Annotated in this window: 11 protein-coding genes; all 11 read left to right on the top strand. The window is 55.5% G+C overall.

Annotation, left to right across the window (positions count from 1 at the left end; genetic code table 11):
* Positions 1–12: 12 nt before the first annotated feature.
* The 11 genes from BBA90_RS14935 (at position 13) to tolR (ending at position 12,260) form a co-directional block, all read left to right on the top strand.
* Positions 13–729, top strand: a complete 717-nt coding sequence (locus BBA90_RS14935; protein ID WP_065649842.1) for a succinate dehydrogenase iron-sulfur subunit — start codon at positions 13–15, stop codon at positions 727–729.
* Positions 730–935: 206 nt separating this feature from the next.
* The gene (gene sucA, locus BBA90_RS14930) at positions 936–3,743 is read left to right on the top strand and encodes a 2-oxoglutarate dehydrogenase E1 component (RefSeq protein WP_065649841.1); all 2,808 of its coding nucleotides are present in this window, start codon (positions 936–938) and stop codon (positions 3,741–3,743) included.
* Positions 3,744–3,758: 15 nt separating this feature from the next.
* On the top strand, positions 3,759–4,973 hold the full coding sequence (gene odhB, locus BBA90_RS14925) for a 2-oxoglutarate dehydrogenase complex dihydrolipoyllysine-residue succinyltransferase (RefSeq protein WP_065649840.1): 1,215 nt from the start codon (positions 3,759–3,761) through the stop codon (positions 4,971–4,973).
* A gap of 67 nt (positions 4,974–5,040) precedes the next feature.
* A complete protein-coding gene (gene sucC, locus BBA90_RS14920) occupies positions 5,041–6,207 on the top strand; it encodes an ADP-forming succinate--CoA ligase subunit beta (protein ID WP_039383235.1) in 1,167 nt (388 codons plus the stop codon).
* A complete protein-coding gene (gene sucD / locus BBA90_RS14915) occupies positions 6,207–7,082 on the top strand; it encodes a succinate--CoA ligase subunit alpha (RefSeq protein ID WP_039383236.1) in 876 nt (291 codons plus the stop codon). The genes sucC and sucD overlap by 1 nt, the downstream gene beginning before the upstream one ends.
* Before the next feature lie 550 nt (positions 7,083–7,632).
* Positions 7,633–9,204, top strand: a complete 1,572-nt coding sequence (gene cydA / locus BBA90_RS14910) for a cytochrome ubiquinol oxidase subunit I (RefSeq protein ID WP_065649839.1) — start codon at positions 7,633–7,635, stop codon at positions 9,202–9,204.
* A 12-nt stretch (positions 9,205–9,216) separates the two neighbouring features.
* Positions 9,217–10,356 carry a cytochrome d ubiquinol oxidase subunit II gene (cydB, locus tag BBA90_RS14905; RefSeq protein ID WP_065649838.1) on the top strand — a complete coding sequence of 380 codons (1,140 nt, stop codon included), beginning with the start codon at positions 9,217–9,219 and terminating at the stop codon, positions 10,354–10,356.
* Between the two features lie 15 nt (positions 10,357–10,371).
* Positions 10,372–10,485: a cytochrome bd-I oxidase subunit CydX gene (gene cydX, locus BBA90_RS14900; RefSeq protein WP_065649837.1), complete on the top strand. Its 114-nt coding sequence runs from the start codon at positions 10,372–10,374 to the stop codon at positions 10,483–10,485.
* A gap of 245 nt (positions 10,486–10,730) precedes the next feature.
* A complete protein-coding gene (ybgC, locus tag BBA90_RS14895) occupies positions 10,731–11,135 on the top strand; it encodes a tol-pal system-associated acyl-CoA thioesterase (protein WP_039383240.1) in 405 nt (134 codons plus the stop codon).
* Positions 11,132–11,818, top strand: a complete 687-nt coding sequence (gene tolQ, locus BBA90_RS14890; RefSeq protein ID WP_039383242.1) for a Tol-Pal system protein TolQ — start codon at positions 11,132–11,134, stop codon at positions 11,816–11,818. The genes ybgC and tolQ overlap by 4 nt, the downstream gene beginning before the upstream one ends.
* A gap of 13 nt (positions 11,819–11,831) precedes the next feature.
* Positions 11,832–12,260 (top strand): colicin uptake protein TolR, encoded by a 429-nt coding sequence (gene tolR / locus BBA90_RS14885; protein ID WP_039383244.1) that lies wholly within the window; start codon positions 11,832–11,834, stop codon positions 12,258–12,260.
* The last annotated feature ends 7 nt before the right edge of the window (positions 12,261–12,267 follow it).

The raw sequence follows: 12,267 nt of genomic DNA, 5'->3' as shown, positions 1-12,267 counted from the left end.
GCGGAGGTCATGATGAAACTCGAATTTTCAATCTACCGTTATAACCCGGACGTCGATGACAAGCCGCGCATGCAGGATTACACCCTGGAGTCGGAAGACGGGCGCGACATGATGCTGCTGGATGCGCTGATTCGTCTGAAAGAGCAGGATCCAACGCTGGCGTTTCGTCGCTCGTGCCGCGAAGGGGTTTGCGGCTCAGATGGTCTGAACATGAACGGCAAAAATGGTCTGGCCTGCATTACCCCGGTCTCAGCACTGGGCAACGGCAGTAAAAAGATCGTGATTCGCCCGCTGCCAGGCCTGCCGGTCGTGCGCGATCTGGTGGTCGACATGAGCCAGTTCTATACGCAGTATGAGAAAATCAAACCGTTCCTGCTGAACAACGGTGAGAACCCGCCGGCGCGTGAGCATCTGCAGAGCCCGGCGGAGCGCGAGCACCTTGATGGCCTGTATGAGTGTATTCTCTGCGCCTGCTGCTCAACCTCCTGCCCGTCGTTCTGGTGGAACCCGGATAAATTTATCGGTCCGGCCGGCCTGCTGGCTGCTTATCGCTTCCTGATTGACAGCCGCGACACGGAAACGGATGCGCGTCTCGACAATCTGAGTGATGCTTTCAGCGTATTCCGCTGTCACAGCATTATGAACTGTGTGAGCGTGTGTCCGAAAGGGTTGAACCCAACGCGCGCCATCGGCCATATTAAGTCGATGCTGCTGCAGCGCGGGGCGTAAAGCTAAGAAGTCCTGCCGGGAACCCAGGTTCCCGGCAGCGTATGGAAGCCTCTATAAGCGCGGTGCTGACCACGCTTATAAAGGTTCCCTTACGGGCCCGGCGCCGGTAGCGCACAGGTTCGTATCGCTGAACTCACTACGGCAAGCCGTGAAAGCGGCAACAAATGAAACCTCATAAAAAGCAGCTTGATGCTTAAGGGATCACAATGCAGAACAGCGCGATGAAACCCTGGCTGGACTCCTCCTGGCTGGCCGGCGCGAACCAGTCTTACATAGAGCAACTCTATGAGGATTTCCTGACCGATCCTGACTCTGTTGATGAAGTGTGGCGCGACCTGTTCCAGCAGTTGCCAGGTACCGGCGTAAAACCAGAGCAGTTCCACTCCACGACGCGTGACTATTTCCGCCGCCTGGCGAAGGATGCCACCCGCTACACCTCTACCGTTACCGATCCGGCCGCTAACTCCAAACAGGTTAAAGTCCTGCAGCTGATTAACGCGTTCCGTTTCCGCGGCCATCAGCACGCCAATCTTGATCCGCTTGGCCTGTGGAAACAGGATATCGTGGCGGATCTCGATCCGGCCTTTCACGACCTGACCGACGCCGATTTTCAGGAAAGCTTCAACGTAGGCTCATTTGCTATTGGCAAAGAGACGATGAAGCTGGCCGATCTCTACGCCGCGCTGCAGCAGACCTACTGCGGATCGATTGGTGCAGAGTATATGCACATCAACAACACTGAAGAGAAACGCTGGATCCAGCAGCGTCTTGAGTCAGTGGCGGGACAGGCCTCATTCAGCGCGGAAGAGAAAAAAGGCTTCCTGAAAGAGCTGACCGCAGCCGAAGGGCTGGAAAAATATCTTGGGGCCAAATTCCCCGGTGCCAAACGCTTCTCACTGGAAGGTGGTGATGCGCTGGTGCCAATGCTGCGTGAGATGATTCGCCACGCCGGCAAAAGCGGCACGCGTGAAGTGGTGCTGGGTATGGCGCACCGCGGACGTCTGAACGTGCTGATCAACGTACTGGGCAAAAAGCCGCAGGATCTGTTTGATGAGTTCGCCGGCAAGCACAAAGAACATTTGGGTACCGGTGATGTGAAGTACCACATGGGTTTCTCCTCTGATGTGGAAACGGAAGGGGGCCTGGTGCATCTGGCACTGGCGTTTAACCCGTCGCATCTGGAGATTGTCAGCCCGGTTGTCATGGGTTCCGTACGTGCACGCCTCGATCGTCTGGCTGAGCCGGGCAGTAACAAAGTTCTGCCTATCACCATTCACGGTGACGCGGCGGTCATTGGCCAGGGCGTGGTACAGGAAACCCTGAACATGTCGCAGGCGCGTGGTTATGAAGTGGGCGGTACGGTGCGTATCGTCATCAATAACCAGGTCGGTTTTACAACGTCGAACCCGAAAGATGCGCGCTCCACGCCTTACTGTACTGATATCGGTAAGATGGTGCTGGCGCCGATTTTCCACGTTAACGCAGACGATCCGGAAGCCGTTGCTTTCGTTACCCGTCTGGCGCTCGACTACCGCAATACCTTTAAGCGCGATGTCTTTATCGATCTGGTCTGCTATCGCCGTCACGGCCATAACGAAGCGGATGAGCCAAGTGCGACCCAGCCGCTGATGTATCAGAAAATCAAAAAGCATCCGACGCCGCGTAAACTTTACGCCGATCAGCTGCAGAGCCAGGGCGTGGCTTCACAGGAAGATGCGACCGAACTGGTTAACCTCTATCGCGATGCGCTGGATGCCGGTGAATGCGTGGTGCCGGAATGGCGTCCGATGAGCCTGCACTCCTTTACCTGGTCACCTTATCTTAACCACGAGTGGGATGAGAGCTACCCGGAAACGGTTGAACTGAAACGTCTGCAGGAGCTGGCGCGCCGTATCAGCACGGTTCCGGAAGCGGTTGAAGTGCAGTCGCGCGTAGCCAAAATTTATAACGATCGCAAAGAGATGGCGGAAGGCAACAAGCCGTTTGACTGGGGTGGTGCAGAGAATCTGGCCTACGCCACGCTGGTGGATGAGGGCATTCCGGTGCGTCTCTCCGGCGAAGACTCCGGACGCGGTACCTTCTTCCACCGCCATGCGGTGATCCACAATCAGCTCAATGGTTCTACCTATACGCCACTGCACCATATCCATAATGGTCAGGGTCAGTTCAAGGTGTGGGACTCCGTGCTGTCAGAAGAGGCAGTCCTGGCGTTTGAATATGGCTACGCCACCGCGGAGCCGCGTGTGCTGACCATCTGGGAAGCGCAGTTTGGCGACTTCGCCAACGGTGCACAGGTCGTTATCGATCAGTTCATCAGCTCGGGCGAGCAGAAGTGGGGCCGTATGTGTGGCCTGGTCATGCTGCTGCCGCACGGCTATGAAGGCCAGGGCCCGGAACACTCCTCAGCACGCCTGGAGCGTTATCTGCAGCTCTGCGCTGAACAGAATATGCAGGTTTGCGTGCCATCCACACCGGCTCAGGTTTACCACATGCTGCGTCGTCAGGCGCTGCGCGGTATGCGCCGTCCGCTGATTGTGATGTCACCGAAGTCGCTGCTGCGTCATCCACTGGCGATCTCCAGCCTGGACGACCTGGCAAACGGCAGCTTCCAGCCAGCGATTGGCGAGATCGACGCGCTCGATCCGCAGCAGGTTAAACGCGTGGTGCTCTGCTCAGGCAAGGTCTATTACGATCTGCTGGAACAGCGCCGTAAAAACGAGCAGAGCGATGTGGCCATTGTGCGCATCGAGCAGCTCTATCCTTTCCCGCACAAAGCGGTACAGGAAGCGTTAAAAGATTACGCCCATGTTAAGGATTTCGTCTGGTGTCAGGAAGAGCCGCTGAATCAGGGCGCATGGTATTGCAGTCAGCATCATTTCCGCGAAGTGGTTCCCTTTGGTGCGTCGCTGCGTTACGCAGGCCGTCCGGCATCTGCTTCACCGGCCGTGGGCTATATGTCCGTACATCAACAACAGCAGCAAGACCTGGTCAACGACGCGCTGAACCTTGGTTAATAAAAAGGAAAGAAAATGAGTAGCGTAGAAATTCTCGTTCCCGATTTACCTGAATCCGTAGCGGACGCAACGGTTGCAACCTGGCACAAAAAACCTGGCGATGCAGTCAGCCGTGATGAAGTGCTGGTCGAAATTGAAACCGACAAAGTGGTGCTGGAAGTTCCTGCTGCTGCTGATGGTATTCTGGAAGCCGTGCTGGAAGAAGAGGGTGCCACCGTCACCTCGCGCCAGCTGCTCGGTCGCCTGAAAGAGGGCAACAGCGGCGGGAAAGAGACCTCATCGAAAGTTGAGAGCAATGAATCTGCACCGGCACAGCGTCAGTCTGCTTCGCTGGAAGAAGAGAGCAGCGACGCGCTGAGTCCTGCGGTACGCCGTCTGATTGCGGAAAATAATCTTGATGCCAGTCAGATCAAAGGCACCGGCGTGGGTGGCCGACTGACGCGCGAAGATATTGAAAAGCACCTGGCGAAGAAGCCGGAAGCGAAAGCTGCACCGGCTGCTGACACGGCGGCTACGGCCCCGGTTGCCAACCGCAGCGAGAAGCGCGTGCCGATGACCCGCCTGCGCAAACGCGTGGCTGAGCGTCTGCTGGAAGCGAAAAACAGCACAGCCATGCTGACCACGTTCAACGAAATCAACATGAAGCCGATCATGGATCTGCGCAAGCAGTATGGTGAGGCGTTTGAAAAACGTCACGGCGTACGCCTGGGCTTTATGTCCTTCTACATCAAAGCGGTCGTTGAAGCCCTGAAACGCTTCCCGGAAGTGAACGCGTCTATTGATGGCGAAGATGTGGTCTACCACAACTACTTCGATGTCAGCATCGCCGTTTCTACCCCGCGCGGTCTGGTGACACCAGTGCTGAAAGATGTGGATGCGCTGAGCATGGCGGACATCGAGAAGAAAATTAAAGAGCTGGCGGTGAAAGGACGTGACGGCAAGCTGACTGTTGAAGAGCTGACCGGCGGTAACTTTACCATTACCAACGGCGGTGTATTTGGTTCGCTGATGTCAACGCCAATCATCAACCCGCCGCAGAGTGCCATTCTGGGCATGCACGCCATTAAAGATCGTCCGATGGCCGTGAATGGTCAGGTGGTGATCCTGCCGATGATGTATCTGGCGCTCTCTTACGATCACCGTCTGATTGATGGCCGTGAATCGGTAGGCTATCTGGTTGCAGTGAAAGAGATGCTGGAAGATCCGGCGCGCCTGCTGCTGGATGTCTGATTTTCGCCGGGCGCGCACCGATGCGCGCCCACATTTAACTGTTTCAGATCTGAATGGATAGAACATCATGAACTTACACGAATACCAGGCGAAGCAGCTGTTTGCACGGTATGGTATGCCAGCACCGACTGGTTATGCCTGCACCACGCCACGTGAAGCCGAAGAAGCCGCCTCGAAAATTGGCGCAGGCCCGTGGGTAGTGAAATGTCAGGTTCATGCCGGTGGCCGTGGTAAAGCGGGCGGCGTGAAGGTAGTGAAAAGTAAAGAAGAGATCCGTGCCTTTGCTGAGCACTGGCTGGGCAAACGTCTGGTGACCTATCAGACAGATGCGCTGGGTCAGCCGGTTAACCAGATCCTGGTTGAAGCGGCAACAGATATCGATCAGGAACTCTATCTGGGTGCGGTTGTGGACCGTGCCACGCGCCGTGTGATCTTCATGGCATCAACCGAAGGCGGCGTGGAAATTGAAAAAGTGGCGGAAGAGACCCCGCACCTGATCCACAAAATGGCGCTTGACCCGTTAGCGGGTCCGCAGCCATACCAGGGCCGCGAACTGGCGTTCAAACTGGGTCTGACCGGCAAGCAGGTCAGCCAGTTCACCAAAATCTTTATGGGCCTGGCCACCATGTTCCTGGAGCGCGATCTGGCGATGGTTGAGATCAACCCGCTGGTGATCACCAAACAGGGCGACCTGATCTGCCTCGATGGCAAACTGGGTGCCGACGGCAATGCGCTGTTCCGCCAGCCTGAACTGCGCGAAATGCGCGATCCAAGCCAGGAAGATCCACGCGAAGCACATGCAACGCAGTGGGAGCTGAACTACGTCGCGCTGGAAGGCAACATTGGCTGTATGGTCAACGGCGCGGGTCTGGCGATGGGCACCATGGATATCGTGAAGCATCACGGTGGCCAGCCAGCGAACTTCCTTGATGTCGGCGGCGGCGCAACCAAAGAGCGCGTAACAGAAGCCTTCAAAATCATCCTTTCTGACGATGCTGTAAAAGCAGTATTCGTTAACATCTTCGGCGGGATTGTCCGTTGCGATCTGATCGCTGATGGCATCATCGGTGCCGTGGCAGAAGTGGGTGTCAACGTGCCGGTAGTGGTACGTCTGGAAGGTAACAACGCTGAGCTGGGCGCTAAGAAACTGGCGGACAGCGGTCTGAACATCATTGCAGCAACCAGCCTGACAGACGCCGCACAGCGTGTTGTTGCTGCAGCGGAGGGTAAATAATGTCCATTCTGATCGACAAGAACACCAAAGTCATCTGCCAGGGTTTCACTGGTGGCCAGGGGACTTTTCACTCAGAGCAGGCGCTGGCCTATGGCACGCAGCTGGTTGGCGGCGTAACGCCAGGTAAAGGCGGTACGACTCATCTGGGCCTGCCGGTGTTCAACACCGTGCGTGAAGCGGTAGAAGCAACCGGTGCAACGGCCACGGTTATCTACGTTCCGGCACCGTTCTGTAAAGACGGTATCCTGGAAGCGATCGACGCGGGCATCAAGCTGATCATCACCATCACTGAAGGTATCCCGACGCTGGATATGCTGACCGTGAAAATGAAGCTGGATGAAGCAGGCGTGCGCATGATCGGTCCTAACTGCCCTGGCGTTATCACGCCGGGCGAATGCAAAATTGGTATCATGCCAGGCCACATCCATCAGCCGGGCCGCGTGGGTATCGTGTCACGTTCCGGGACCCTGACCTACGAAGCGGTTAAGCAGACCACAGATATTGGCTATGGCCAGTCTACCTGTGTGGGTATCGGCGGCGACCCGATTCCAGGCTCTAACTTCATCGATATTCTGCAGATGTTCCAGGACGATCCGCAGACCGAAGCGATCGTAATGATCGGTGAAATCGGCGGCAGCGCGGAAGAAGAAGCGGCCGCCTTTATCAAAGAGCACGTTACCAAGCCGGTTGTCGGCTATATCGCTGGCGTAACTGCGCCAAAAGGCAAACGTATGGGCCATGCTGGTGCCATCATTGCCGGCGGTAAAGGTACGGCTGACGAGAAGTTTGCTGCGCTGGAAGCGGCCGGGGTGAAAACCGTACGCAGCCTGGCAGATATCGGCGACGCGGTAAAAGCGGTTCTGCCTGCTAACTGATTGCGCTGAATGAATAAGCTTAAGCCACCTGCGGGTGGCTTTTTTTATGCCTGCGGCGCGGCTGATTTCCTGATTATTCGATCTGCTGGCGGTCAACGTTAATTAATAACAAAAAAGGTAATCGCAATTTTAATAAATCCGGCATATTTTGACATCGCATTAACAACACCTTTCAGGCTACATATTCGTAAACTTTATATCTTAATCCAGATCAAATAATAGCGTGTTATAGCAAAGTTTTCTGCTGGCTAAAAACAACCCAGCCGGTATAAATTGCGCTGCATCAATTCATAATTTCGTCCCGAATAACAGCCATCTGAGTCGTATGCCCGCAGATCAATATTGTGGCATCTGACGCTGACGTCTGCATGGCGGAAATATGAGGCGATATTTTCAGGGAATTATCACCACCATTACTCGCTCATTTCGGGCCGCAGATTGCGCTATCTGCAGGTAATAAAAACCGGGATTAATAATCAGCCTTTCCTGCGTGCTATTGCGCCATTTACCGTCTGGCAATACAGCAGCATGCGAAGAGCAAGGAGTTATCATGTTAGATATTGTCGAGCTGTCGCGCTTACAGTTTGCCCTGACGGCGATGTACCATTTCCTGTTCGTGCCATTAACGCTGGGTATGGCATTTCTGCTGGCGATCATGGAAACCGTCTATGTACTGTCGGGCAAACAAATTTATAAAGATATGACCAAATTCTGGGGCAAGTTGTTTGGTATCAACTTTGCGCTGGGCGTGGCTACCGGACTCACCATGGAGTTTCAGTTCGGCACTAACTGGTCCTATTACTCTCACTACGTTGGCGATATTTTTGGGGCGCCGCTGGCCATTGAAGGGTTAATGGCGTTCTTTCTTGAATCCACTTTTGTCGGCCTGTTTTTCTTTGGCTGGGACCGGCTGGGCAAAGTTCAGCATCTGGCGGTCACCTGGCTGGTGGCGCTGGGCTCCAATCTCTCTGCGCTCTGGATCCTGGTGGCCAATGGCTGGATGCAAAACCCCATCGCCGCAGCATTTAACGCAGAAACCATGCGTATGGAAATGCTGAGCTTTTCAGAGCTGGTGCTTAATCCGGTTGCACAGGTGAAGTTCGTGCATACCGTGGCAGCGGGCTACACCGCCGGCGCTATGTTTGTTCTGGGGATCAGCGGCTGGTATCTGATTAAAGGACGCGATGTGGCGTTTGCCCGCCGTTCTTTTGCCATTGCCGCCAGTTTCGGTATGGCAGCGGTGCTCTCGGTGATTGTGCTCGGCGACGAGTCGGGCTATGAGATGGGCGATGTCCAGAAAACCAAACTGGCCGCCATTGAAGCGGAGTGGGAGACCCAGCCGGCGCCCGCTGCCTTTACGCTGTTTGGCATACCCAATCAGGAGACGCAGGAGAACCGCTATGCGATTCAGATTCCGTATCTGCTTGGCCTTATCGCCACGCGCTCAGTGGATAAACCCGTTACCGGCTTGAAAGAACTGCTGGCGCAGCACGAGGTGCGCATCCGTAACGGCATTAAAGCGTATGGCCTGCTCAATGCGTTGCGCAGCGGTAGCCAGGACCCGGCTGTACGCCGCGCGTTTGAAGCCAGTAAGCAGGATCTTGGCTACGGTCTGCTGCTTAAGCGCTACACCCCGGCGGTCACCGACGCGAGTGAGGCGCAGATACAACAGGCCGTTAAAGATTCCATTCCGCGCGTGGCACCGCTCTATTTTGCTTTCCGTATCATGGTGCTGTGCGGCGCGCTGTTGCTGGCGATTATCGCACTCTCATTCTGGAGTGTGATCCGTAACCGGATCGGTCAGCAGCGCTGGCTGCTGAAAGCCGCCCTGTATGGCATCCCGCTGCCGTGGATGGCTATCGAAGCGGGGTGGTTTGTTGCTGAGTACGGGCGCCAGCCGTGGGCAATTGGTGAAGTGTTACCCACCGCCGTAGCGAACTCTTCGCTGACCGTGGGAGATGTGCTGTTTTCTATGACGCTGATTTGCGGACTCTATACGCTGTTTCTGGTGGCAGAGATGTATCTGATGTTCCGGTTCGCCCGTCTGGGGCCGGCCAGCCTGAAAACCGGCCGCTATCACCATGAATCAGCGCAGATCGCCACACAGCCGGTGCGCGGCTAAAGGAGAGCAACCATGTTTGACTATGAAGTGTTACGTTTTGTCTGGTGGCTGCTGATTGGCATACTGCTGATCGGGTTTGCCGTGGCCGACGGCTTTGATATGGGGGTCGGTATGCTGACGCCTGTTATCGGGCGCAACGATACCGAGCGCCGGATTATGATCAACAGCATCGCACCACACTGGGACGGCAATCAGGTCTGGCTGATCACCGCCGGGGGAGCACTGTTTGCCGCCTGGCCGATGGTCTATGCCGCCGCCTTTTCAGGCTTCTATGTCGCCATGATTCTGGTGCTGGCTTCACTCTTTTTTCGTCCGGTAGGTTTTGATTATCGATCCAAAATTGAAGACCGACGCTGGCGTACTGCGTGGGACTGGGGCATTTTTGCGGGCAGTTTTGTGCCGCCGCTGGTGATAGGGGTGGCTTTTGGTAATCTGCTGCAGGGCGTGCCATTTCATGCGGATAGCTACCTGCGGCTGTTCTATACCGGCAATTTCTTCCAGCTACTCAATCCGTTTGGCCTGCTGGCAGGTGTGATTAGCGTGGCGATGATCCTCACTCAGGGCGCAACCTATCTGCAGATGCGTACCCGCGGCGATCTGCATTTGCGCGTGCGCAGCGCGGCACAGGTCGGTGCGCTGGTGATGCTGACAGGCTTTGTGCTGGCGGGTGTATGGGTGAAATATGGCATCGACGGCTATGTGGTGAAAAGCGCGATCGATCACCATGCCGCCTCTAATCCGCTGGGCAAAGAGGTGGTGCGCGAAGCGGGGGCCTGGCTGCGTAATTTTGAGCAGATGCCGCTGCTGTGGGCGTTTCCGCTGCTGGGCGCGGTACTGCCGCTGTTCACGCTACTCTGCTCGCGCAGTGAGCGGGGCGCCTGGGCATTTTTCTTCTCTTCCCTGACGCTGGCCTGCGTCATTATGACCGCCGGAATAGCGCTGTTCCCGTTTATTATGCCCTCCAGCACCGTGCCGGGTAGCAGCCTGACCCTCTGGGATGCGACCTCCAGTCTGCTGACGCTGAAGATTATGACCATCGCCGCACTTATTTTTGTACCGCTCATTCTGGCCTACACCAGCTGGTGCTATTACAAAATGTTCGGTCGTATTACTCAAGATGATATTGAGCGCAACACGCACTCTCTCTACTGATTAAGGAGCTTTCGCATGTGGTATTTTGCCTGGATCCTCGGCACGCTGCTGGCCTGTGCGCTGGGTGTGGTCACCGCACTGGCGCTGGAGCAGAGTGAAGCGCGCCGCGCGCAGGATGAGAACGCCTGATGGTTAAGGCGAGGCGTGTGGTAAAAAAAGGGGGCCCGGACGGGCCCTTTTTTTTATGCCTGCGTATGGCGTAAATATCTGACTACAGACAAGAAGTTTTGTCAGCAACAGGTCAGGAAACCCTGAGTAATTCCTTCTGGTTGTTACCGTCAGATAATTATTTTCTTCTGGCTCTGGCGGACCATTCCCAAGCGGATCGCTCTTGCGTATAGTAGCAACGTTTAAAAATGAGACCGGGATGTAGAGTGAGTACAACGCTGTTTCGATGGCCGGTGCGGGTCTACTATGAAGATACCGATGCCGGAGGGGTGGTTTACCACGCCAGCTATCTTGCTTTTTATGAACGAGCACGTACCGAAATGCTGCGTCAGCGCCATTTCAATCAACACGTCCTGTTAGAAGAGCAGGTCGCATTTGTGGTACGGCGCATGACGGTGGAGTTCATCGCCGCGGCTCGCCTTGATGACCTTCTGGAGATACAGACCGAAGTGACCTCAATGACCCGCGCGACCATGACCTTTACCCAGCGTATCGTCAATGCTGAAGGCAGAGTGCTCAACGAGGCGGATGTCCTGATCGCCTGCATTAACCCACACCTGATGAAGCCGATTGCGCTTCCCAAGTCTATTGTCGCGGAGTTCAAGCAGTGACTGACATGAATGTTCTTGATTTGTTCCTGAAGGCGAGCCTTCTGGTCAAACTTATCATGTTGATTTTGATCGGCTTTTCTATTGCCTCCTGGGCAATCATTATCCAGCGTACGCGCATTCTGAATGCGGCAGGGCGCGAAGCGGACGCGTTTGAAGATAAGTTCTGGTCCGGTATCGAACTCTCGCGTCTCTATCAGGAGAGCCAGGGACGCCGTGATGAACTGGGCGGATCTGAACAAATTTTCTACGCCGGCTTCAAAGAGTTTGCCCGCCTGCACCGCGTAAACAGCCATGCGCCGGAAGCGGTGGTTGAGGGGGCAAGCCGCGCTATGCGTATCTCCATGAACCGCGAGCTGGAAGCGCTGGAAACCCACATTCCTTTCCTCGGTACCGTGGGTTCAATCAGTCCCTATATCGGTCTGTTTGGTACCGTATGGGGGATCATGCACGCTTTCATCGCGCTGGGCGCAGTCAAGCAGGCCACGCTGCAGATGGTGGCCCCGGGCATCGCGGAAGCGCTGATCGCCACTGCGATCGGCCTGTTTGCCGCGATCCCGGCGGTCATGGCCTATAACCGTCTGAACCAGCGCGTTAACAAGCTGGAGCAGGGTTACGATAACTTTATGGAAGAGTTCACGGCTATCCTGCATCGTCAGGCTTTCTCTAGCGACAATACGAAGTAAGTCGAGGTTTACGATGGCCAGAACCCGTGGTCGCGGACGCCGCGATCTTAAGTCGGAAATCAACATTGTTCCGCTGCTCGATGTACTGCTGGTGCTGCTGCTTATCTTTATGGCAACCGCGCCAATCATTACGCAGAGCGTGGAAGTTGATCTGCCGGACGCCACTGACTCTAAAACGGTTGCCAGCGATGATAATCCACCGGTGATTGTTGAAGTGGCCGGTGTAGGACAGTACAGCCTGGTGGTGGATCACGATCGTATGACCCAGCTGCCGCCGGAGCAGGTGGTCAGTGAGGCGCAGCGTCGTATTGAAGCCAATCCTAAAACCGTGTTTCTGATTGGCGGGGCCAAAGATGTGCCTTACGACGAAATCATTAAAGCGCTGAACCTGCTTCATCAGGCTGGCGTCAAATCAGTCGGTCTGATGACGCAGCCGATTTAACGCGACT

The sequence above is a fragment of the Pantoea eucrina genome, from assembly GCF_001691555.1.
In the GTDB taxonomy this organism is placed as follows: domain Bacteria; phylum Pseudomonadota; class Gammaproteobacteria; order Enterobacterales; family Enterobacteriaceae; genus Pantoea; species Pantoea borealis.
Note: the sequence above shows the minus strand (reverse complement) of the source record. Positions and strands in the feature narration are given on the sequence as shown.